We start from the raw sequence: 22,415 nt of genomic DNA, 5'->3' as shown, positions 1-22,415 counted from the left end.
CCCGGAAGCGAAGGGCGGTGACCAGCACGTGGCCACGTCTCAAGCCCACACCGCCTTGACCACGGCGTGACCTGCCGAAGCCGCCCGCCCGTAGAACTCCTTGAGGTCCCGGTGATGTTCGAGGTACTCCTGCCTGGCCCCGCCGAAGGCACTGAACCTGACACCGACAACGTTCCACAGCTCGTCGAAAGAGACAGTCGTAAGGAAACGCGCGGCCTGTGACACCCCGGCCGGCTCCAGAAGCATCAGCGGGGGATCCGAGGGGTCGGCGTCAGCGCTGTGGGGCACGGGGCGGCCGCCGTAGATCGGCAGATTCCAGGACTCTTCGGCGTCTGCACAGAGGGCATCGGCTGCGGCGAAGAGGTCGTTGACAGCGCCCCAGCTCTTGCAGATCGAGTGGGCAATGCCCACTGCGTATTCGTCGTCGCTCTTTTCCCAAGCCTCGGACATGAACGCAGCGAGCCAGGTGTGGTCGTCCCGGATCTCGGACTCAGCCACGGCACGAAAGTGCAGGTAGATGCTCACTACGCCGAATCCCTCAGCTCAGACGACCCGTCTGTCAGGCCGAACGCACAGAACCTACTTGAAGACCCCGGTTCAGCTCGGCGGGTCCTCACCCGTGAGCCCGTCGACGGATTCACGGATGAGGTCGGCGTGACCGGCGTGGCGGGCGTACTCCTCGATGAGGTCAAGGAGAATACGGCGGAGGTTGGGGCTTTCGCCGCTACGGGTGGTGAAGGCGCCGAGTCGGTCCAGTCCGCCCGTGCTGAGCGCTTCGTCCACGATGACACGGGAGCGGGCGACCGATTCCTGCCAGAGAGCGCGCAGTTGCTCGGGGGTGTCCTCCACAGCGGAGCGGTAGTCCCAGTCGGGAGTGCTGTCCCAGTCGACGGTGTCCCAGGGAGCACCGACGGGGGAGCCGAGCCACAGCCGGGCGAAGTGACTGTCTTCCACGTGCGCCAGGTGCTTGAGGAGGCCGCCCAGGGTGACGGTGGACGGGCCGAGTGTGGCGCGAAGGCCGGTGGCGTCCAGGCCGGAGCACTTCCAGGCCAGGGTGGCCCGCTGTCGTTCGAGGGCGCCGAGGACGGCTGCTGCCTCGGTGCCGGCGAGCGGAGGTTCCGGCCAAGCTTCGGCTGTGCTCTCAGTCATGACCGCAGACCTTAGCGAACGGAGCTGACAGTGCGGCCGACGGGTGAACGTCGACGAACCGCTCACTCACACCACGAGATCCGCTCCTGAGGCCGAACCGTCCGTACCTCATGCGTTCGGTGCGAGAGGCCCTGGCAGGTGCGCCTCCTGGCCTTCCGGCGGCCCGTAGAGGGTCTCGCGCAGCAGGGCCGCTTCGTGGTCGAGGTGGTGCAGCAGGGCCTGCAGGGCCGGGGTGCGGGTGCGGTGCGCCGCCTCCGTGGTGCCCACCGTGCGCCCCACCGAGGGGAGTTCGACCGGCAGAGCGGCGAGGTGTTCGTCGGCGCGCAGGACCAGCTCGGGAAGCAGCGCGACCATGTCCGTCTGCAGCAGCAGTGCCCGCATGGTCAGGATCGACGTGCACTCGACCCGGTCCGCGGGCAGGGCGAGGCCCAGGTCCGCGAAGAGGGCGCCGAGCTCCTGGCGCAGGGCGGTCTGTTCGACCGGGAGGATCCACGGGAAGTCGAGGGTGTCCGTGAGCGTGACGCCGGAGGTCTCCGAAAGGGGGTGGCCGGACCGGACGGCGAGCCGGATGCGTTCCCGGTACAGCCGCCGCTGGCGCAGTCCGTCCCCCTCCTTGGGGGCCGGTCCCACCCGGCCGACGATGACGTCCAGTTCGCCTGCCAGCAGTGCCGGATGGAGGACGTCCGGTGTCCCCTCCCGTACGACGACGGTGACCCGGGGCCGTTCCCGCTTGAGCTGGGCGACGGCACGCGGCAGCAGCACGTTGGTGCCGGCGAGGAGCGCGCCGACGGTCACCGTTCCCTCCCGGCCCTGGCGCAGCCCGGTGAGGTGTTCCCCGGCCCGCCGCATCTCGGCGATCACGGCGCGGGCGTGCTCGGCGAGTGCCTCTCCGTAGAGCGTCGCCCGCATGCCGCGCGGCATGCGGACGAAGAGCGGCAGGTCGGCGATGCCCTCCAGTTCGCGGAGGGTGCGGGTGGCGGCTGGCTGGGTGAGGTGGAGGGTCTCGGCCGCCCGCCCCACGCTGCCGTGGTCGACGATCGCGACGAGGAGGGTGAGGTGCCGGAACTTCAGCCGGCCGTCCAGGAGATCCATCGCCGGGGGCTCCTTCCGTTTCCGTGAGCGGTCGGTCGGTCGGCCACGCCGCGCTGTCGGGCCCGCCGGATTTCCTCATACCCGAATCGGTATAGGTCCAGCACTTTTTGGCATTGGTTCGGTATGGCTCGCTGGGCGCATGATACCGGCACACGCCGGGGCCGGTTCCGAGGTCCCGGCCTGGCGACGGAGGTCTGCAAGGTGCGCTCACCTGTGCGGCATTACGTGGGGGGCGAGTTCGACGCGTCGGGCGTCCCGTTCCCGCTCTTCGACCCGGCCCGTGGGATCGTCGTCGGCGAAGCGCCGTCGGCCTCCCGGGAGTTGGTCGACCGTGCGGTGGGCGCGGCGCGGGACGCGCTGCGCGGCCCGTGGGCGTCCTGGAGCCCGGCGGACCGTTCGCGGCTGCTGCACCGGATCGCGGACGGCATCGAGCTGCGTTTCGAGGAGTTCGTCGATGCCGAGTGCGCGGACACGGGGAAGCCCCGCGACCTCGCCTCGACGGTCGACATCCCGCGTGCGATCGCCAACTTCCGGTCGTACGCGGACCTTCTGGCCGGTCGCGGCGAGCGGTCCTGGCACACGGCCACCCCGGACGGCCGTGGCGCGCTGAACTACACGGTGCGCAAGCCGCTGGGCGTGGTCGCGGTGATCTCGCCGTGGAACCTGCCGCTGCTGCTGCTCACCTGGAAGGTCGCGCCCGCCCTCGCCACGGGGAACACCCTCGTCGCCAAGCCCTCCGAGCTGACCCCGGGCACGGCGTGCCTGCTGGCGGAGGTGATGGCGGAGGCCGACGTGCCGGCGGGCGTCTTCAACGTCGTCCACGGCGGCGGTGCGGACGCCGCGGGGCAGTGGCTCACCGAGCATCCCGGGGTGGACGCCACCGCCTTCACCGGGGAGTCGCGCACGGGCGGGACGATCATGCGGGCCGCCGCCGCGCGGCTGGCCCCCGTCTCGTTCGAGCTGGGCGGCAAGAACGCCGGGCTCGTCTTCGCCGACGCGGATCTGGAGCAGGCCGTGGCGGGCACCCTCCGCTCGTCGTTCACCCACAGCGGGCAGGTGTGTCTGTGCACCGAGCGGGTGTACGTGGAGCGGTCGGTGTTCGACGCGTTCGCCGAGGCGCTGGCCGCCGGTGCCCGCGCGTTGAGCGGCTACGGGCCGATGGTCTCGGCGGCGCACCGCGACAAGGTCCTGGGCTACCTCGACAAGGCCGCGGCCGACGGCGAGGTGCTCGCGGGAGGGGGCGCGCCGCGGTTCTCCGACGACCGGGACGGTGGCTTCTGGGTGGAGCCGACCGTGCTGGCGGGGCTCCCGGAGGACCACCCGGTGGTACGGGAGGAGATCTTCGGGCCCGTCGTCCATCTGGCGCCGTTCGACACCGAGGAAGAGGCTCTGGCGTACGCGAACGCCGGGCCGTACGGGCTGGCCGCCACGGTGTGGACGGGTGACGTCAGCCGGGCGCACCGGGTCGCCCCCGCCCTCGACGTCGGGATCGCCTGGGTCAACACCTGGAACCTCCGCGACCTCCGTACCCCCTTCGGAGGCGTGAAGGCCTCCGGGATCGGCCGCGAGGGCGGCGATCACTCCCTGGACTTCTTCTCCGAGCCGATGAATGTGTGCGTGAAGCTGTGAGCACGGTGGACGAAGCGGTGGCGCGGGCCGCCGAACGCCTCGACACGGCGCGCCTGACGGGCGTTCCCTGCGAGCCCGTCCGTGATCTGCTGCCCTCGGGGGACCTGGCGGCCGCCTATGCCGTCCAGACCGTCCTCGCCGAGCGCCGGATCGCGGAGGGACGCCGGGTCACGGGCTGGAAGATCGGTCTGACCTCGGCGGCCGTGCAGGCCCAGCTCGGCGTCGACACGCCGGACTTCGGCCGTCTGACGGACGACACGGCCGTGCCGGACGGCGCGGAGATCCCCTGGGGCACGGTGCTCCAGGCGCGGGCCGAGGCCGAGGTCGCCCTGGTTCTCGAACACGACCTCACCCATGAGCGGCACACCGTGGCCGACGTGATCCGGGCGACCGCGTTCGCGCTGCCCGCCGTCGAGGTGGTGGGCAGCCGGATCCGTGACTGGGACATCTCGGCCGTGGACACGATCGCCGACAACGCCTCCAGCGGCGTGTACGTCCTGGGCACCCACCCCGTACCGCTGCGGGAACTCGACCTGCGGACCGTCGGCATGGTCCTTGAGCGGCGCGGTGAGCCCGTGTCCACCGGGGCCGGTGCCGCGTGCCTGGGGAATCCGCTGCACGCCGCCGTGTGGCTGGCCGACACGCTCGCGCGGCTCGGCCGCCCGCTGCGCGCCGGGGACACCGTGCTCACCGGCGCGCTCGGCCCCATGACCACCGTCGAGCCCGGTGACGTGCTCGAAGCCCGCATCGACGGCCTCGGTTCGGTGCGCGCGGCCTTCGGGCGCATCAAGCGGGAGGGAGACACCCGATGAACATCACGGCACTGGCCGAGGCGCTCGACTCGGCGGCGCGTGAAGGCCGTCCGCTGGCCGGCGGCGGAAGCGGCCTGAAGGACACCGGGGAGGCGTACGCCGTCCAGGAGGCCCTGGTCGCCCGGCGGCTGGCCCGCGGCGAGCGGCTGACCGGCTTCAAGCTGGGCTTCACCAGCGTGGCCAAGATGCGGCAGATGGGCGTGTCCGACCTGATCCACGGGCGGCTGACGGACCGGATGGAGATTCCCGACGGGGGACGGTTCGACGCCTCCGGTCTCATCCATCCCCGGGTCGAGCCCGAGGTGGCCTTCCTGCTCGGCGACACGCTGCGCCCCGGAGCCGACCCCATGGCTGCGGTCGCGGCCGTGGCCCCGGCGCTGGAGGTCATCGACTCCCGGTACGACGGCTTCCGGTTCTCGCTTCCCGAGGTGATCGCCGACAACACCTCCGCCGCGGGGTACGCCGTGGGCCCCTGGAGCGACCCGGGCGACCTGGGCAACCGCGGTGTCCTGCTGGAGCTCGACGGGCGCCTGGTCGAGGCCGGTTCCACCGCGGCGATCCTCGGGCATCCGCTGCGGGCCCTCGCGGCCGCGGCCCGGCTCGCCGGTGCGCTGGAGCCCGGCACGGTGATCCTGGCCGGTGCGGCGACCGCCGCCGTACCACTGCCGCCCGGGACGCACGTCCGGGCCACGGTCGCCGGCCTCGGCAGCGTCCGGTTCACCACCGGGGAGGGCGCGTGATCGTGCCCGGCGCCGCCCCGCCCCGCGGCCGTTTCCCCCACTTCCGGCGTGCGGGCGACCTGGTCTTCGTCTCCGGTACGAGCGCGCGGCGCCCCGACGGCACGTTCGTCGGAGCGAGCGCCGACGCGATGGGGGTCACGGACCTCGACATCCGTGCCCAGACCCGTGCCGTGCTCGACAACATCGGGCGTCTGCTGGCCGCGGCGGGCGGCGGCCTGGAGGACCTGGTCTCCGTCACCACGTACCTGGTCGGCATGAACGACTTCGGCGGCTACAACGAGGTCTACGCCGAGTACTTCGACGAGCGTGGTCCGGCCCGCACCACCGTCGCCGTCCACCAACTCCCCCACCCGCACCTGCTGATCGAGATCAGCGCCGTCGCCCACATCCCGCAGAACACCCCCGTGTCCCCCTCCCGGAACAAGGAACCGCGCCCATGACCATGAGACCGTTCAACCTCCAGTCCTGGATCGAGGAGCACCGCCACCTGCTCAGGCCGCCGGTCGGCAACGTCCAGATCTGGCAGGACGCCGACCTGATGGTGACGGTCGTGGGCGGCCCGAACCGCCGCACCGACTTCCACGACGACCCGATCGAGGAGTTCTTCTACCAGCTCAAGGGCGACATGGTGCTCCGCGTCATGGAGGAGGAGGGGAGCCCGCCGCGCGACGTCCACATCCGTGAGGGGGACGTCTTCCTCCTCCCGCCGCACGTGCGGCACTCCCCGCAGCGGCCGGAGGAGGACAGCATCGGCCTGGTCGTCGAGTTCGCCAGGCCGCACGGTCAGCGCGACGCCTTCGAGTGGTACTGCACCGAGTGCCACCACCTGGTGCACCGCAGCGAGGTGCAGCTCACCTCGATCGTCGACGACCTCCCGCCGGTGTTCGACTCCTTCTACGGCGACGAGGCCGCACGCACGTGCGGGAACTGTGGCGCGGTGCACCCGGGCAAGGACTGGCCCGAGGAGCTGCGGCCGCGCACCCGTCGCGACGAGGCGGGCGGCGCATGACCGTCGTCGACATCCACGCCCACGTCTTCCCGGAGATCGGCCGTGCCGAGTCGCGGCGGCTCACCGGCTCCGACGACGGCCCCTGGCTGCGGACCACGGACGGTCCCGACGCCGGGATGATGATGTCCGGATCCGCCGAGTACCGGCCGGTCCGCCGCACCCTGTGGGACCCGGCGGAGCGCGTCGCCGACCTGGACCGGCTCGGCGTGGACATCCAGGTGCTGTCCAGCACCCCGCTGCTCTTCGGTTACGGGCTGGAGTCCGGGCGCGCGGTCGACTGGTGCCGTACGGTCAACTCCCGTCTCCTCGCGTACGGTTCCTACGCCCCGCACCGGCTGGCCCCGCTGTGCCAGGTGCCGCTCCAGGACACCGAGGCGGCCTGCGCCCTGCTCAGCGAGGCGATGCGCGAGGGGTTCCACGGCGTCCACATCGGCAACCACCTCGGCGACCGCGACCTCGACCACGGGGCGCTCCTGGAGTTCCTCACGCACTGCGCCGACGAGGACGCGGCCGTCCTGGTCCATCCCTGGGACCTGCCGGCCGGCCCGCGCTTCTCCCGGTACATGCTGGCCTGGCTGGCGGGCATGGCCGCCGAGACCCATCTGACCATCCTGTCGCTGATCCTGTCCGGCGCCTTCGAGCGTCTGCCGGCCTCGCTGCGGCTGCTGTTCGCCCACGGAGGCGGCAGCTTCCCGTACCTCCTGGGCCGGGCCGACAACGCGTGGCACCGCCGTGACCTCGTCCGCGCCGACAGCCCCCACCCGCCCTCGCACTACACCCGGCGCTTCTCCGTCGACTCGGCCGTCTTCGACCCCGGCGCGCTGCGCCTGCTGGTGGACGTGATGGGCGCGGAGCGGGTCCTGCTCGGCTCCGACCATCCCTTCCCGCTCGGCGAGGAGGAGATCGGCCGGCTGGTCCGGGACAGCGCGCTCACCCCGGACGAGACCGAGGCCGTCCTCGGCGGCAACGCCGTCCGCTTCTTCGGTCTCACCCCGCTGTCGAAGGAGGCCGTCCGATGAGAGCGGCCGTGATCGGATCGGGCAACATCGGCACCGATCTCCTCATCAAGATCGTCCGGGGCTCGGGGAACGTCACCGCCGCCGCGATGATCGGCATCGACCCGGACTCGGAGGGGCTCGCACGGGCCCGCCGGCTCGGTGTGCGGACCAGCTCGGACGGTGTGGCGGGGCTGCTGGCGCTCGACGACTTCGACGACATCGACATCGTCTTCGACGCCACGTCGGCAGCCGCCCACCACCGGAACGCCGCCGCGCTCGCGCCGCACGGCAAGCGGATCGTCGACCTCACCCCGGCGGCCCTCGGCCCGTACGTCGTCCCGCCCGTCAATCTCGACGAGCACCTCGACGCCCCCAACCTGAACATGGTCACCTGCGGTGGCCAGGCGACCGTCCCGATCGTCGCCGCCGTCTCGGCGGTGGCACCGGTGCTCTACGCGGAGATCGTCGCCTCGATCGCCTCGCGGTCGGCGGGCCCGGGCACCCGGGCGAACATCGACGAGTTCACCGAGACCACCGCCCGCGCCCTGGAGCGGGTGGGCGGCGCGGCCCGGGGCAAGGCGATCATCGTCCTCAACCCGGCGGAGCCGGCACTCCTGATGCGCGACACCGTGCACTGCGTCGTCGACGACTGCAACACGGATCGGGTGGCCGCCTCGGTGCGCGCGATGGCCGCGTCCGTCGCCGCGTACGTGCCCGGCTACCGGCTCAAGCAGGAACCGCAGTTCCGCGCGCTGCCGGACGGTGATCCGCTGACACGCCTGGCCGGGGGCGGGCGGCTGCTCGTCTCCGTCTACCTGGAGGTGGAGGGCGCCGCCCACTACCTCCCGGCCTACGCCGGAAACCTCGACATCATGACCTCCGCCGCGCTGCGCACCGCCGAGCGCCTGGCCGAACGGAGTCCGGCCCGATGACCTCGGTCTACGTCCAGGACGTCACCCTTCGCGACGGCATGCACGCCGTGTCGCACCGCTACACCCTCGACCAGGTGCGGGCCATAGCGGCCGCTCTGGAGGCCGCCGGCGTCGACGCCGTCGAGGTCGCCCACGGCGACGGCCTCTCCGGCTCCTCCGTCACCTACGGACCCGGCGCGCACACCGACTGGGAATGGCTGGAGGCGGCGGCCGAGGTGCTCGACCGGGCCAGGCTCACCACCCTGCTGCTGCCCGGTGTCGGCACGGCGGGGGATCTGCGCCGCGCCCACGCCCTCGGGGTCACGTCCGTGCGCGTCGCCACCCACTGCACGGAGGCGGACATCTCCGCCCAGCACATCGGTCTGGCCCGGGAGCTGGGGATGGACGTGGCGGGCTTCCTGATGATGTCCCACATGGCCCCGCCGGCCGAACTGGCCGCCCAGGCGCGCCTCATGGAGTCGTACGGCGCACACTGCGTCTACGTCACGGACTCCGGCGGCCGGCTGACCATGGACGGCGTACGGGACCGGGTCCGCGCGTACCGCGACGTCCTCGACCCCGCCACCGAGATCGGCATCCACGCCCACCACAACCTCGGCCTGGGCGTGGCCAACAGCGTCACGGCGGTGGAGGCGGGCGCGTACCGCGTGGACGCCTCGCTCGCGGGCCAGGGCGCCGGCGCGGGGAACGCGCCGCTGGAGCCGACGGTGGCCGTCTTCGACCTGATGGGCTGGGAGCACGGCTGCGGCCTGTTCCCGCTGATGGACGCGGCGGAGGAGCTCGTACGGCCGACGCAGGACCGGCCCGTACGGGTGGACCGGGAGACGCTGACCCTGGGATACGCCGGGGTGTACTCCAGCTTCCTGAGGCACGCGGAGGCGACCGCCCAGCGGCACGGTGTCGACACCCGGGACCTGCTGGTCGCGGCCGGACGGCGGCGGCTCGTCGGCGGGCAGGAGGACCTGCTGGCGGACATCGCGCTGGATCTCGTCCGCGACCGTGACGCCGCCGCGCCCGCCCTCGCCGTGGCCGCCGCCGCCCGTACCTCCTCCCCCGCCGCTTCTCCCGCACCGATGGAGTGACTTCGTGCCGACCGGAACATCGTCCGAGAACCTCAACGGAACACCCACCGCGCAGCTCACCACGGCGCATGCCGAACGCGCCGCCGCGCTGGACGCCGCCGACCCGCTCGCCCACGTCCGCGACCGCTTCCTCCTCCCCGAGGGGGTCGTCTACCTCGACGGCAACTCCCTCGGCGCCCTTCCCGCCGCCGTCCCCCCGGCGGTCGAGGACGCCGTGCACCGGCAGTGGGGCACCGACCTGATCCGCTCCTGGAACGCCAACGGCTGGTGGGAGGCCCCGGTACGGACCGGCGACGCCATCGGCCGGCTGATCGGCGCGGCCCCGGGGCAGGTGGTGGCCGGGGACTCCACCAGCGTCCAGCTGTTCAACACCCTGCTGGCCGCCGCCCGGCTGCGCCCCGGCCGGCGGCTGCTGCTGACCGATCCCGACCACTTCCCCACCGACCAGTACATCGCCGACTCGGTGGGGCGGCTCCTCGGGCTGGAGGTCCGCCGGGTGCCCGCACGCGAGGCCGCCGCGGTGCTGGCCGCCGAGGGGACGGACGTCGCGGTCGCCGCCTACGCCCCGGTGGACTACCGCACCGGCGAGCTGTACGACATGGGCGCGCTCACCGCCGCCGCGCACGCCGCGGGAGCCCTCGCGCACTGGGACCTGTGCCACGCGGCGGGCGCCCTGCCGATCGCACTCGACGCCGTGGCCGCGGACTTCGCGGTCGGCTGCGGCTACAAGTACCTCTCCGGCGGTCCCGGCGCCCCGGCGTTCGCCTACGTCGCCGACCGCCACCAGCGGGCCTTCGACCACCCGGTCACCGGCTGGCACGGGCACGCGGAGCCGTTCGCCATGGCCGGTACGTACGCCCCCGCGGCGGGCATCACCCGGGCCCGCATCGGAACGCCGGCCCTCCTCTCGCTGGTCGCCCTGGAGGCCGCGCTGACGGCGTACGACGGGGTGGACATGGAGTCCGTGCGGGCCAAGAGCCTCTCGCTGACCGGGTTCTTCCAGCAGTGCGCCGACTCCCTCCTCGACGGGATGGGCTTCACCATGGCCACTCCGCGCGAGCCCGGGCGGCGGGGCAGCCAGGTCGCCCTGCGGCACCCGGAGGCGTATCCGCTGGTCGCCGCGCTCACCGCGCGCGGGATCATCGGCGACATGCGCGCCCCGGACCTGCTGCGGTTCGGCTTCAACGCCCTCTACGTCTCGCACGCGGACGTCCTGCACGCCGTGTGCGCGCTGCGGGACATCGTGTCCTCGGGCGCCCACCTGGCCGCCGCGTTCCAGCGGCGGCCGACGGTCACCTGACCGGTTCGCACGACCACCCGGCTCGCGCGATCCCCGAGGCCACCGCACCCGCGTGACCTCCGCGCGACCGGGTCCACGCCGATCGGTCTCTCCGTACCGGCGAGCCGTGCCGTGCCTCCGCGCGGCCGGCACCCCCTTCGCACGTCCACTCTCCGCCGCCGAGAACCCGAGGACAGCCCATGCGATCCCTCCGCACACGAACGACCCTGGCCGCGGCAGTCGCCGCCGCCACCGCCGCGACCCTCCTCGTGCCGGGCGGTTCCGGCGCCACCACCGCAACCGCGGCCGGCCGCGATCCGGACATCCCCGAGGTCTGCGCCGACCGCCGCCCGGAGCCGGCGGACCCCGGCGCGTACGGCATGCAGCTGGACGACACCTTCCGCCACCCGGCCCTCACCCCGGTCGACGAGGAGCACGAGCACTCCTTCCCGGGCCGCAACGAGGAGTACGACACCCGCTCGTACATCAAGAACATGAAGGTCGAAGCCGCTTACGAGGGCGAGGACTTCACCCCCGACCACTTCCACACCTGGCAGAACATCGTCGACTTCGACGGCCGCCGCTACATGTTCCAGTACGACCGCTCCGAGGGTCGCGTCTACGACATCACCGACGTGAGGAAGGTGAAGGTCGTCGAGCGGATGAGCCGCGGGGACGTGGACGGCGACGAGACGAGGTCCAACGGCGACTGGGCGGCCAACGACTACTGGGGTGCCTCCACCGTCCAGTGGAACGAGAGGCTCGACGCCTACGTCATGGTGCAGAGCTTCGAGGACAAGCGGCAGATCCAGGAGCTCACGGACGACCCGGCGCACGACAAGTACAACAACCCGGAGGGCGTCAGGAAGCTGCGGGAGAAGCCGGGGCTCAAGGGCTTCAAGGTCTTCCGCCTGGACGGCCCCCGCAAGAAGGACTGGAAGCTCCTCGCGACCGTCTCCACCGACGCCACCCAGAAGGACCCCCTCAGGAGCGACCCCGACACGGCGCAGCAGGGCTCCGGCTCCCTCGACACGCCGTACTGGACCGGCGGGCGGTACATGTTCATCGCGACGGCCCCCGACGACACGTACTCCCGCACGGAGTACCCCACCAACCTGCACTCGGCGGGCTACCAGTCCTGGGACATGGCCGACCCGGCCCACCCGAAGCTCCTCGACACCTGGCACCTGCCGGGCCAGCGGACGGGTGAGGACGCGGCGTACCGGAAGAACCCGCGCTGCGGCAACCGCACCAGCTGGATGGGCGCACGGATGCCGCTGTTCGTCCCCAAGCCCGTGGAACAGGGCGGGCGTTACGCGTTCGCGGCCATGGGCGGCTACGGCCTGACCGTCCTCGACATCTCGAACCCGGCCGACATGAGGACCGTGAGCCACCTGGACCTGCCGCCGTCCGTCTCGGGCACCGAGGGCGACAACATCGACGTCTCGCAGTACGAGAGGACCGGAATCGTCTACTACTCCGGCTACCCCCTCACCGAGGACTGTTACGAGCCGTACAAGGACGTCTACCAGATCGACGCCAAGGACCCGAAGAACCCCCGCGTCGTCGGCGTCCTGCCCCGCCCGACCCCGCCGCCGTCGGCCGGCTTCACCGACTTCTGCCAGCGCCGCGGCAGCTTCGGCCCCAAGCGGACCGGCTCCTACACCAACCCCGGCCGGCACACCCCCGGCGTGCTCGGGTACGGCTTCTACAACGCGGGCGTCCAGTTCTTCGACGTCTCCGACCCGGCCGCACCGAAGATCGACGCCTACTTCGTGCCGAAGGCGTACGGCACCGGGACGCCGGACTACGCGTACGGCAACCAGACGCACGGCGTGTACGTGGAGTGGGACCGCAACATCGCCTGGGTGCTCACCAACCACGGCATCTACGCACTGTCCTCGCCGAAGGTGCTGGGCAAGCCCGACCTCAACCGGCCCGAGAGGCCTTTCCGCACCAGCGAGTTCTGATCCGCGGACCCGCCCGTCCGCTCCCGCCCCCGCCCCCGCAGCACCGCCGCCCCGCACCCGTACGGAAGGACACCCGTCATGGCCGCTCCGGAAAGACCCGCCCAGGCCCCCACGTCCTCTCAGGCTCCCGCCTCGCCTCCCCCTCCCGCCTCATCCGTCGGCGCGCACGGCGAGCCCGTGAAGGACACGGGCCTCGTCCGCTCCCTCACCCCTCGTCAGACGACGATGATCGGCCTGGGCTCCGCGCTCGGGACGGGCCTGTTCCTCGGCTCCGGGTCGGCGATATCCGCCGCGGGACCCGCGGTGATCATCTCGTACGCGATCGGCGCCGTCCTGGTCGCCGTCATCGCGGTCCTGCTCGGCGAGATGTCCGCCGCGCATCCGGTGCAGGGCTCGTTCGGCGCCGTCGCACACCGGTACCTGGGCCCCTGGGCCGGCTTCGTCACCCGCTGGACGTACTGGTTCAGCGCGGTCGTGGTCATCGGTACGGAGGTCGTCGCCTCCGCGCTCTACATCCGCTGGTGGTGGCCCGGCGTGCCGATGTCGGCGGCCATCCTCGCGATCGCGGCGCTGGTGCTCGCGGTCAACATCATCAACGTGAAGTCCTTCGGCACCACCGAGTTCTGGCTCTCCGCCATCAAGGTGACCGCGCTCGGAGCGTTCATCCTGTGTGCCGCCTTCCTCGTGTTCTTCGGCCTGCCGGACCACGAGGCCACCGGCTTCGCGCACCTCACCGACGACGGCGGGTTCGTGCCGCACGGTCCCAAGTCCGTCTGGATCGCCATGTCCGTGGTGATGTTCGCGTACGCCGGATTCGAGGTCGTCGCCATCGCGTCGGCCGAGGCCACCGACCCGCAGCGCTCCATCCGCACCGCGATGCGCCAGCTCGCCTGGCGGCTCAGCGTCTTCTACGTCCTGGCGATCACCCTGGTCGTGGCCCTGATCCCGTGGCAGCGGCTGGCCGCCGGTGACGGCAGTGTCGAGGCGAGCCCGTTCGTCAGGGTCTTCTCCGACATCGGCGTGCCCGCCGCCGCGACACTCACCAACCTCGTCGTGCTCATCGCGGCCGTCTCCGCCGCGAACGCCCACCTGTACGGCGCCTCCCGGCTCCTGCACTCCCTCGGCGACGACGGTCTCGCCCCGGCGCCCCTGGCCCGCCTCACCTCGCGCGGCGTCCCGGCCAACGCCCTCGCCGCCTCCACCCTGGGCATCGCAGCCGCCGCGCTGCTCGCCTTCTACGACGTCGCCGGCGTCTTCGGCATCCTGATGTCGATCGCGCTCTTCGCCGTGCTGCTCGTCTGGCTGCTGATCCTCGCCTCGTACGTCGCCTTCCGGCGCCACCGGGACGCGCATCCCGAAGAGTTCACGGGGTTCAGCATCCCCGGAGGGAGCAGGCTCGCCCTCGTGGCCGGGGCCGGCGTGCTGGCCGTCGCCGCCACCGCGATCGAGGTCCCTGACATGCGCCAGGCGGCGGGCGTCGGGCTCACCTTCACCGTGGTCCTGCTCGGCTGCTACGCCCTGACCGTCTTCCGCCAGTCCCGGAGGACCTGAGGGACGGCGGGCCGGAGACCGGCGGTGCCGCCGTCGCACCGGTGACGACAGTGGGGCCCCCGCAGCGCTGCGGGGGCCCCGTGTCACGTGCGGTGAGCCGCGTCGGTCAGAAGCGGTCCTGCCGCCCGGGGAGGCCCGGAGGCGTCGGCAGCGGGAGGTCCGGACGGTTCTGCGCCTGGGCGGGCGTGGCCCGGCAGGCCAGGTCCGCGGCCGGCAGCCTGCCTGTCGTCAGGTAGGCGGTGGCGGTCTTGTCGGCACAGGACTTGGAACCGTAGATGCCGTGGCCCTGGCCGTCGAGGACGGTGACCATCCGGGAGCCCTTCATGCTCCGGTGCAGCCCCTGTCCGCTGACCAGCGGGGTCTGGGAGTCCCACTCGTTCTGGAGGATGAGCGCTCCGACGGAGTTGTTCACCGTGGTGGCGGGCTCGGACCCGTTCGTCCAGAACGCGCACGGCTTGATGTTCGACGCGAAGTCGCCGTACAGCGGGTACCGCGCCTTGTCGCGGATCGCGTCGCGGCGGTACTGCTCCGGGTCGCGCGGCCATGAGCGGGTGTCGGCACAGGCCACGGCCCAGAAGGCCGCGTCCGAGTTGTCGGAGGGGACGGCGCGGGCGAACGACGGCGGCACGGGTCGGGGCGACGTGCTCCGCTTCGACGGCGCCGCGGACGGAGTACCCTCGGCGGCCTTCTTCAGCTCGGCGATCGCCTCGGCTGCCCCCTTGACGTCGAAGAACACGGCCCTGCCGGCGCGGATGTCGTCGCCGGTCAGGAGCGTGCCCTGGAAGTCGATCGGCTTGCGGTCCGCCTGGGCGACCAGGTCCCAGAAGGTCCTGCCGACCTTGGCCGGGGTGTCGCCGAGCCCGTAGGTGGCGTGGCGCTCGGCGGTCCACGTGGTCCAGCGCTTGAACGCCGGCTCCGCGCCCTCGGCCCACACCTGGATCATGCCGCGCCAGATGCGCTGCGGGTCGACCGCGCTGTCCAGCACGAACCGGTCCGTCCGCTTGGGGAACATCTGCGTGTAGACGGCGCCCAGGTACGTGCCGTAGGAGTACCCCAGGTACGAGATCTTCTTCTCGCCGAGCACGGCGCGGATGACGTCCATGTCCCGCGCGGTGTTGCGCGTGGTGAGGTGGGGCAGGACGTCACCACCCTTCGCTCGGCACTTGTCGGCCACGGTCCGCGCCCACCGGACGTCCTTGGCGAACGTCGCGGCCTTGTACGGGCGCTGCCAGTTCAGCTCGTCGCCGTTCAGACCGCAGCTCACGGGTGAGCTCTGACCGACGCCCCGGGGATCGAAGCCGATCAGGTCGTACCGCTCCTTCACCTCGATCGGCAGCTCCGGGCCCATCCACAGGGGCATGTCAAGACCCGGGCCGCCGGGGCCGCCGGGGTTGAGCAGGAGGACACCGCGGCGCTTCTGGGGACTGGTCGCCTTGATCCGGGACACGGCGACGTCGAGCTTCTTGCCGCCCGGCCGGGAGTAGTCGAGCGGCACCTTGAGCGTCGCGCACTGGTAGTTCGCCGGTGCCTCGACCTCGCAGCGCTTCCAGTGCGGAGTCTGCTGGGTGTACTGCTTCAACAGGTCGGGGTCGGCGGACACCACCCGTCGGGGTGCCGGGGCGTCCGCGAACGCGACAGCGGGCGTGAGAGCGGGGACGAGGGTCGCGACCGCGCTGATGGCCACGAGGGGTGCTATTCGTCTGCTTCGCACAGTGAGTCAGATCCTTGCGGGAGGTGGATGATCCGTCTCATGCACCCTTGTGCAGCGGGCAGTTGTGCGCATCCCTCCCCCGGACGGCATCGCGTCCGACCACAGGAGGAGACCGCCCGGCGGAATGGTTCCCGAGGTGGAGAACGCGACGTGCCGCTTCCCCGTCCGCCCCCTGGCGTCCGGCCTGCGCCGCCTCCGCGTCCGCGTCCGCCGGCGCCGCCGGTCCGGGCCGAACAGGGCCGAACAGGGCCGAACAGGGCCGCCGGCCCCGCATTTTCACGACGCGGAGAATTACTCTTCCGATCTCTTCTGATTTTCTCCCTATTACGGCATTCGAATTACTCATGATCATCCACGGGATTCTCCGTGCTTATCATTCCCAGGCTATGACAGAAGATCAGAATGGCCTGGCGTCACGCGCATTCGCGGATGTGGTCGTCCTCGGCGCCGGCCCCGCCGGCCTGGTGCTCGGCAACCTCCTGGTGGCCGCGGGGATCGACTGCGTCGTTCTCGAACGGGCCACGCGCTCCCACATCCGGACCCGGGCCAGGGCCGGATTCCTCGCGCCGAACACCGTACGGATCCTGGACCGCCACGGCCTCGCCGACGGACTGCACCGCGACGGACGCTCCCACGGCACATGCGAGTTCCGGACCGTCGACGGCGGATTCCGCCTCGACTACGGCACCCTCGGCCGTGGCGAGCGGCACACCGTCTACCCGCAACAGAACCTGGTGACCGACCTCCTGGAGCGCTACGTCGAAGCCGGCGGGCAGATCCGTTTCAGCACCGAAGCACTGGCCGTCCACGACGCCGACGGCACCCACCCCCACGTCTCCACTCGGGAACCCGACGGGCGCCCCGTCCGGTGGGACGCGCGCTACGTCGCCGGCTGCGACGGACGCCACGGCGCCGCCCGCCGCTCGCTGCCGCCGGACGCCGTCCGTCACCACCACGACCACGGCGTGAGCTGGCTCGGCCTGCTCGCCCAGGCCCCGCCCAGCCTCGACGCCGTCGGTTACGCCGTCCACGACCGCGGCTTCGCCGGGCACATGGCCCGCAGCCCCCAGGTCACGCGCTACTACCTGGAGTGTCGACGCGGCACCCCTGCCGACGCCTGGTCCGAGGAGCGGATCTGGGACGAACTCGACCTGAGGATGCGCGCCGAGGAGCACGGCCCGCTGCGCAGGGGACCGATCATCGAGCGCGGCGTCGTCGACCTGGCGTGCGACGTGGTCGAACCCCTGCGCCACGGCTCGCTCCTGCTCGCCGGCGACGCGGCGAGCCTGACCGCCCCGGCCGCCGCGAAGGGGGCGAACCTCGCGGTGCTGGAGGCGGAGCTCCTGGCCGGAGCCCTGGCCGAGGCCCTCCACCGAGAGGACGGTGGAGCCCTGGACCGCTACTCGGCGCAGTCCCTGGCGTACATCTGGCGGGCGCAGGAGTTCACCCAGTGGATGACCGGGCTGCTCCACGCACTGCCGGGGCAGGACCGGTCAGGAGGATCGTTCTTCCAGGCCGCCGTGCGACGTGCCCGCCTCGACTCCCTGCGCACCTCCCGGGCGCACCAGGACTGGTTCGCCGAGAACTACGTCGGCGTTTGAGGCGGTGGCGCGCCCCGGGCGCCGCCCTGATCCCGTCTTCCTGAGTGCCGCCCCGGGTCCCACTTCCCCTGGTGCCATCCCTGGCGCTGTCCAGGGCGCCGTCCCAGGTCCCGTTCCCGAGCGCCGTTCCCGAGCGCCGTTCCCCTCTCACCGGGCCGCACCCCGGCCGCACCATGCCCTCCACCCCAGCTCCCACCTGAGGACACCCCCGTCATGACAACGACACTCCCCGCGGAAGCCCACCTCCCCGGCGCGGCTCCGCTGCCCGGTGAAACGATGCTTCTCGATGACGCCGCGCGCCTGCGCGCGGCAGCGGCCTTCGTACGGCACCACGAGAGCGCGACGCTGCTGCCCCTCCTCCTGCCCGGCCTGCACGGTCCCGAACTCGATTCCGTGGCCGCGTACTGCCGGTTCGCCCACGTCGGCATCCTGCTCTTTCCCCGGGACCCGCAGCACCTGCGGGACCTCCTCGCCGTGAGCGGGCTCGCCGCCGACACCCCGTCGCACCCCAGCGTCGTCGTACGGGAACGTCTGGCCCGGCGCCACCGCCACGACATGGCAGATCTCGACGTGCGGATCCTGCGTCCCCGCGTCCACGGCCCAACGAACGAACCCCGCGCGGTGGAGGTGTTCGCCCTCGCCGTACCCACGGGATCCGGTCTGGAACCGATCGCGGCGCACGAGCGTGCCCTCGGCCATGAGACCCACCTGGCCTTCGAACTGGAGCACCCCGAGCCGCTCGTGCTGCGCGGTCTGTGCGCGGTGCTCAGCAGGCACGGCGCTCGCCCGGACGGCGGCGGGTACAACCCGCACGAGAACGGAACCGTCCTCTACTTCACCACCCCGGACTCGACGTGCGGCTATCGCCGCCTCGAGCTCTATGCTCCCGGCGACCACCGCACGGTCCTCGCCGCCCACTTGGGGGAACGCCCCGGCACGAAGCGACCCGCCGAAACGCTCCTCCACCTGCTCACCGGAGCGTGGACCACACAGGCCCTCGCCGCGTTCGCCCGCCTGCGCCTGCCCGAGGCCATGGACACCGCCGGCGCCACCGGCCTCCGGGAACTCGCCCGGCGCACCGCCACCCACCCCGACGGCCTCGGCACGCTCCTGCGCTACCTCACCATGCTCGGCGTCGTGGCCGAGGACGTCGAAGTCACCGAAGCCCCCCTCGGACAGAGCGCGTTCCGCCTCACCCCGCTCGGCCGCCTGCTCCTCGCGGACCGTCCGGACTCGATGCGCCCCCTGGCGCTGATGTACGGAGGCCCCTTCTACCGCTCCTTCGCCGCACTCGACCACTCCGTACGAACGGGACAGCCCGGCTTCGACCACCTCTTCGGCGAGAACCACTTCGACCACTTCGCCCGCGACCCCGAACTGGCCGACCTCTTCGACCGCTCCATGGCCGCGAGTTCCCGGATGTTCCAGCCGCTCCCCGCCCACCCGGTGATCACCGCGGCGGCCCAGGCCCCCACACCCCGAACCGTCGTCGACGTGGCCGGCGGCAACGGGGAGCTGCTCGGGCACGTCCTCACCGCACACCCGTCCCTGCGCGGCACGCTCCTCGAACGCCCCCACGCGGTCGAAGCCGCCCGCCGTTCGCTCGGCTCGATGGAGTGCGGCGCCCGTTGCGACTACCGCAGCGGCGACTTCGCCGATGTGCCGCACGGCGGGGACGTCTACGTCCTCTCCCGCATCCTGCACGACTGGGACGACGACCGGTGCCGCGAGATCCTGCGTCACTGCGCCCGCGCGATGCCCGCCCACGCCGACCTGCTGATCGTCGAACGGCTCCTCCCCACCGACGGCTCCCCCTCGCTGGCCACCGCCTGGGACCTCCACATGATGTGCAACGTCGGAGGCCGCGAGCGGAGTGCCGAGCACTACGCCCGGCTGCTCGGCGACGCCGGGCTGGAACTCGTCGACCGCACCCCCCTGCCCCTGGAGGCCCACGTCCTGCACGCCCGCAAGGCCCCGCGGCCGGGCCCGGCGGATGCCCACGGCCTGTTGACCTGAAGTCACCAGTTGGCCTGAAGTCACCAGACGTGCCCCGCGGTCCGTGACCTTCCGGGTGGCCTCCGGCGGTGGCGGGGCCCGGCTCATCCACTGTTCGCGTACAGGACGCTCCGTCGAGATGCGTCGTTCACGACGGCCACGGGCCGCGGGGTGAGCCGCCTGGCGGGGGCGGCGCGGCCCCCGCCCCAGGAACCCCCGGGGCCGCCACCGTTCATGGCCACAGGCACCGATGTCGGACGGTCGGAAAGTGGCCATTCTTTACCTCGGGCGTACCCGGCCAACGATCTCCCGAGGGCATCGACCCGCTCCCGACGGTCGTCCGAATATCGGACAGAGACTGTCATGACCTCTTCAGCCAGCTTCCTGGCCCCTCGCCCCCGGCCCCGCTGCACGCTCCGCACCGCACCGTCAACCACTCCCCGGGGGATGTCCAGAAGGGCTCAGGCCCCGTCCCTTCCGTGGCACCGCCGCTGTACTTTCCTCCTGCACCCTGCTGACCTTGACGCCGACCAGGGGGTCATCCCCCGCTCCCACCAGGTCGCTCCGGCGACCGCAGCAGCCCAGCGCACCGCAGTTCCCCCGTGCCTCCCCCCTGCCTTCCCCGGTGGTTCGTCATGCCCGCTGCACCCGCCCGGCCCCCGACCTCCCGCCCCAGGCCGCACGGCTCCGGCCATCCCTAGGGCCTGTCCGACCCTGATCCACCGGACAGGGCCTGGGGACCCACCTGGTACCAGCGGACGAGGAAGGCGAACACGACGGTGCGATTCCAATTACTCGGGCCCTTGAGCGTCACCGACGGGCGGGACGTCGTGATGCTCCCGCCCTCCAAACCGACGGCGCTGCTCGCCGCGCTGCTCGTCCGGCCGGGTTCCGTCGTCTCCACCGACCGGCTGCGCGACATCGTCTGGGGCGAGGAACACCCCACGACGGCCAAGACCGCCCTGCAGAGCTGCGTCCTGCGCCTGCGGCGGCTGTTCGCCAAGTACGGCATCGAGGACCAGGCCGTCGTCGCGGTGGCCGGCGGCTACCGCATCGACGCCGACGCCGAGACGCTCGACCTGCTCCACTTCCGCCGGCTCGTCGAGCGGGCCGCGTCGTCCGGGACCGGCTCCGAGCTGTACACACTCCGCAGCGCGCTCGCCCTGTGGCAGGGGGGCCTGCTCTCCAACGTCCCCTCCGACCTGCTGCACCGGGACGAGGTGCCCCGCCTCGCCGAGGAGCGGCTGAGGGTGCTGGAGCGAGTCTGCGACATAGAACTGGAGCACGACCGATGTCGCGAAGCACTCGTTGATCTTTGGGAGGTTACGCGCGTATACCCGGCGCACGAGCGGTTCGCCGAGCAGCTGATCGTGGCCCTGTACCGGACGGGCCGGCAGACCGAGGCCCTCGCGGAGTACCGAAGGATCAAGGGTCACCTGCGCGAACGGCTCGGCGTCGATCCGCGGGCCGAACTCCAGCGTCTGGAACTGGCGATCCTGCGGGGCGAGGACCTCGGCCGCGTCGAGGCGGCGCGAAGGCCGGAGGCGCTGACGACGGCGCCGAGCGCGGCCGTTCCCTCCTTGTCCCCGCCCCCACCCGCCTCCGCCGGCAGCGGTTCCGCACCGGCGGAACAGGACGCGACCCCGCCCGCTCAGGACATGCGCGGCCCTCGGGACCCTCACAGCCGCCGCGGCCCTCGCGACTCCCGGCGCCCGCAGGGCCCTTCGGACTCCGCAGAGCCCGGCGTCCACGGCGCCCCGCCGCCGCACCCGCCGATTCCCACCGTCCCCGGTTTCACCGGACGGGAGCACGAAGTCGACTCCCTGGTAAGCCTGTTGACGACCGAGAGACCCGGCGCGGGCCCCGAGCGGGCTCCGCTCGCCGTCCTCTCCGGAGCGCCCGGTATCGGCAAGACAGCCCTCGCGCTGCACGTCGCCCACCTGGTGAGCGGTCACTTCCCGGACGGTTGCCTCCTGGTGCCGCTGACCCGTCCGGACGGCAGTCCCCGCCCGGCGGAGGAGGCCGCCGCCGAGCTCCGTCACGCACTGCGTGTACGGCCCGGAGCGGGCCGGGGCCGTGTCCTGCTCGTCCTGGACGACGTCGTCCACCCCGATCAGGTCCGCCCTCTGTTGACCGCGTACGCCTGCGGCGCGGCGATCGTCACCAGCCGGATGGGGCTCGCCGCGCTCGTCGCCACCCACGGCGGCACCGTGCACCGGCTCGGAGCCCTCGATCCGGAGCAGTCGCAGGCGCTGCTCACCGCCGTCCTCGGCCGGGACCGGATGGCCGCCGAGCCCACCGCGGCGATCCCCCTCGCGACCGCCTGCGGCCACCATCCGCTCGCCCTCCGCATCGCCGCCGCCCGGCTGCTCACCCGGCCCCGGCTGCGCCTCGCCGACTACGCCGACTGGCTCCGGCACGACCCCGTCGGCCGGCTCAGCCTCGCCGACGACCCCCGCATGTCGGTGCCGCAGCGGCTCGACGAGGCCCTGAGACGGCTCCCTCCCGCGCTCGCCGAGGCCCATCTGCGCCTCGCCTCGTCGCCCCACGACCCGCTCACCACCGCCAGGGCGGCCGGGCTCCTCGGCCTTCCGGAGGACGCGGCGGAGCAGGTGATCGAGGACCTCCTCGACGCGGGCCTCCTTGAGGAGGGGCAGCCCGGCGCCTTCTGGACGCACGATCTGCTGCGGGCGCACGCCCGCCGTGCGGCGGGTTCCTCCGCCGGCCACGCCCCCGCGTTGCTGCGCCCGCCCCGGCACGGGGAGTTCCCGCAGCTGGACGGGAGCAGGCCGGCCGCCATGAGGTGACGACGGGGCCCCTCCCCGGCCCGTCCGCCGAAGCCAGGACGCCGGTCCCTGGACGCCG

At 72.4% G+C, this 22,415-nt stretch carries 18 protein-coding genes; 14 read left to right on the top strand and 4 right to left on the bottom strand.

What is annotated here, in order from left to right:
* Window positions 1-39: 39 nt before the first annotated feature.
* The 3 genes from ACFC0G_RS30480 to ACFC0G_RS30470 all read right to left on the bottom strand — a co-directional run bounded on the left by ACFC0G_RS30480 (window position 40) and on the right by ACFC0G_RS30470 (window position 2,241).
* Window positions 40-525, bottom strand: coding sequence for a DUF1877 family protein (locus ACFC0G_RS30480; RefSeq protein ID WP_376409228.1), 486 nt, complete (start codon window positions 523-525; stop codon window positions 40-42).
* Between the two features lie 72 nt (window positions 526-597).
* Complete coding sequence (locus ACFC0G_RS30475) at window positions 598-1,149, bottom strand: DinB family protein (protein ID WP_376409225.1); 552 nt, start codon at window positions 1,147-1,149, stop codon at window positions 598-600.
* A 108-nt stretch (window positions 1,150-1,257) separates the two neighbouring features.
* Window positions 1,258-2,241 (bottom strand): LysR substrate-binding domain-containing protein, encoded by a 984-nt coding sequence (locus tag ACFC0G_RS30470; protein ID WP_376409222.1) that lies wholly within the window; start codon window positions 2,239-2,241, stop codon window positions 1,258-1,260.
* Window positions 2,242-2,454: 213 nt separating this feature from the next.
* On the opposite strand from ACFC0G_RS30470, the gene ACFC0G_RS30465 reads away from it, so the two are divergent.
* From ACFC0G_RS30465 to ACFC0G_RS30415, 11 genes are all read left to right on the top strand, one after another.
* Window positions 2,455-3,870, top strand: coding sequence for a 2-hydroxymuconic semialdehyde dehydrogenase (locus tag ACFC0G_RS30465; RefSeq protein ID WP_376409219.1), 1,416 nt, complete (start codon window positions 2,455-2,457; stop codon window positions 3,868-3,870).
* Window positions 3,867-4,682 carry a 2-keto-4-pentenoate hydratase gene (locus ACFC0G_RS30460; RefSeq protein ID WP_376409216.1) on the top strand — a complete coding sequence of 272 codons (816 nt, stop codon included), beginning with the start codon at window positions 3,867-3,869 and terminating at the stop codon, window positions 4,680-4,682. Before ACFC0G_RS30465 ends, ACFC0G_RS30460 begins: the two co-directional genes overlap by 4 nt.
* Window positions 4,679-5,422: a 2-keto-4-pentenoate hydratase gene (locus tag ACFC0G_RS30455; protein WP_376409214.1), complete on the top strand. Its 744-nt coding sequence runs from the start codon at window positions 4,679-4,681 to the stop codon at window positions 5,420-5,422. Before ACFC0G_RS30460 ends, ACFC0G_RS30455 begins: the two co-directional genes overlap by 4 nt.
* A complete protein-coding gene (locus ACFC0G_RS30450) occupies window positions 5,419-5,862 on the top strand; it encodes a RidA family protein (protein ID WP_376409211.1) in 444 nt (147 codons plus the stop codon). Before ACFC0G_RS30455 ends, ACFC0G_RS30450 begins: the two co-directional genes overlap by 4 nt.
* On the top strand, window positions 5,859-6,431 hold the full coding sequence (locus tag ACFC0G_RS30445; protein WP_376409208.1) for a 3-hydroxyanthranilate 3,4-dioxygenase: 573 nt from the start codon (window positions 5,859-5,861) through the stop codon (window positions 6,429-6,431). Before ACFC0G_RS30450 ends, ACFC0G_RS30445 begins: the two co-directional genes overlap by 4 nt.
* Window positions 6,428-7,450 (top strand): amidohydrolase family protein, encoded by a 1,023-nt coding sequence (locus ACFC0G_RS30440; RefSeq protein WP_376409206.1) that lies wholly within the window; start codon window positions 6,428-6,430, stop codon window positions 7,448-7,450. Before ACFC0G_RS30445 ends, ACFC0G_RS30440 begins: the two co-directional genes overlap by 4 nt.
* Window positions 7,447-8,361, top strand: coding sequence for an acetaldehyde dehydrogenase (acetylating) (locus ACFC0G_RS30435; protein WP_376409204.1), 915 nt, complete (start codon window positions 7,447-7,449; stop codon window positions 8,359-8,361). The genes ACFC0G_RS30440 and ACFC0G_RS30435 overlap by 4 nt, the downstream gene beginning before the upstream one ends.
* Window positions 8,358-9,443 carry a 4-hydroxy-2-oxovalerate aldolase gene (dmpG, locus tag ACFC0G_RS30430; protein ID WP_376409201.1) on the top strand — a complete coding sequence of 362 codons (1,086 nt, stop codon included), beginning with the start codon at window positions 8,358-8,360 and terminating at the stop codon, window positions 9,441-9,443. The genes ACFC0G_RS30435 and dmpG overlap by 4 nt, the downstream gene beginning before the upstream one ends.
* Window positions 9,444-9,531: 88 nt before the next feature.
* Window positions 9,532-10,743: a kynureninase gene (gene kynU / locus ACFC0G_RS30425; RefSeq protein WP_376409413.1), complete on the top strand. Its 1,212-nt coding sequence runs from the start codon at window positions 9,532-9,534 to the stop codon at window positions 10,741-10,743.
* Between the two features lie 179 nt (window positions 10,744-10,922).
* On the top strand, window positions 10,923-12,692 hold the full coding sequence (locus ACFC0G_RS30420; protein ID WP_376409198.1) for a hypothetical protein: 1,770 nt from the start codon (window positions 10,923-10,925) through the stop codon (window positions 12,690-12,692).
* Window positions 12,693-12,869: 177 nt separating this feature from the next.
* Window positions 12,870-14,243: an amino acid permease gene (locus ACFC0G_RS30415; protein WP_376409196.1), complete on the top strand. Its 1,374-nt coding sequence runs from the start codon at window positions 12,870-12,872 to the stop codon at window positions 14,241-14,243.
* A gap of 106 nt (window positions 14,244-14,349) precedes the next feature.
* Here ACFC0G_RS30415 and ACFC0G_RS30410 read toward each other — a convergent pair whose 3' ends face one another.
* Complete coding sequence (locus ACFC0G_RS30410; RefSeq protein ID WP_376409194.1) at window positions 14,350-15,954, bottom strand: alpha/beta hydrolase; 1,605 nt, start codon at window positions 15,952-15,954, stop codon at window positions 14,350-14,352.
* Window positions 15,955-16,340: 386 nt separating this feature from the next.
* Here ACFC0G_RS30410 and ACFC0G_RS30405 point away from each other — a divergent pair, with 386 nt between their 5' ends.
* From ACFC0G_RS30405 to ACFC0G_RS30395, 3 genes are all read left to right on the top strand, one after another.
* A complete protein-coding gene (locus ACFC0G_RS30405) occupies window positions 16,341-17,555 on the top strand; it encodes a 4-hydroxybenzoate 3-monooxygenase (RefSeq protein WP_376409192.1) in 1,215 nt (404 codons plus the stop codon).
* Window positions 17,556-17,768: 213 nt separating this feature from the next.
* Entirely contained in the window at window positions 17,769-19,571 is a 1,803-nt protein-coding gene (locus ACFC0G_RS30400; protein WP_376409190.1) for a methyltransferase, read from the top strand.
* 758 nt (window positions 19,572-20,329) lie between these two features.
* A complete protein-coding gene (locus ACFC0G_RS30395) occupies window positions 20,330-22,357 on the top strand; it encodes a BTAD domain-containing putative transcriptional regulator (RefSeq protein WP_376409187.1) in 2,028 nt (675 codons plus the stop codon).
* Window positions 22,358-22,415 lie beyond the last annotated feature (58 nt).

It is taken from the genome of Streptomyces sp. NPDC056169 (assembly GCF_042268445.1).
Classification (GTDB): Bacteria; Actinomycetota; Actinomycetes; order Streptomycetales; family Streptomycetaceae; genus Streptomyces.
Note: the sequence above shows the minus strand (reverse complement) of the source record. Positions and strands in the feature narration are given on the sequence as shown.

Bases quoted from the DNA above. Each gene is read 5' to 3' on its own strand.
- ACFC0G_RS30475 (WP_376409225.1), bottom strand. From the start codon at position 1,149: ATGACTGAGAGCACAGCCGAAGCTTGGCCGGAACCTCCGCTCGCCGGC.
- ACFC0G_RS30470 (WP_376409222.1), bottom strand. From the start codon at position 2,241: ATGGATCTCCTGGACGGCCGGCTGAAGTTCCGGCACCTCACCCTCCTC.
- ACFC0G_RS30455 (WP_376409214.1), top strand. From the start codon at position 4,679: ATGAACATCACGGCACTGGCCGAGGCGCTCGACTCGGCGGCGCGTGAA.
- ACFC0G_RS30445 (WP_376409208.1), top strand. From the start codon at position 5,859: ATGACCATGAGACCGTTCAACCTCCAGTCCTGGATCGAGGAGCACCGC.
- ACFC0G_RS30440 (WP_376409206.1), top strand. From the start codon at position 6,428: ATGACCGTCGTCGACATCCACGCCCACGTCTTCCCGGAGATCGGCCGT.
- ACFC0G_RS30435 (WP_376409204.1), top strand. From the start codon at position 7,447: ATGAGAGCGGCCGTGATCGGATCGGGCAACATCGGCACCGATCTCCTC.
- dmpG (WP_376409201.1), top strand. From the start codon at position 8,358: ATGACCTCGGTCTACGTCCAGGACGTCACCCTTCGCGACGGCATGCAC.
- ACFC0G_RS30420 (WP_376409198.1), top strand. From the start codon at position 10,923: ATGCGATCCCTCCGCACACGAACGACCCTGGCCGCGGCAGTCGCCGCC.
- ACFC0G_RS30405 (WP_376409192.1), top strand. From the start codon at position 16,341: ATGACAGAAGATCAGAATGGCCTGGCGTCACGCGCATTCGCGGATGTG.
- ACFC0G_RS30400 (WP_376409190.1), top strand. From the start codon at position 17,769: ATGACAACGACACTCCCCGCGGAAGCCCACCTCCCCGGCGCGGCTCCG.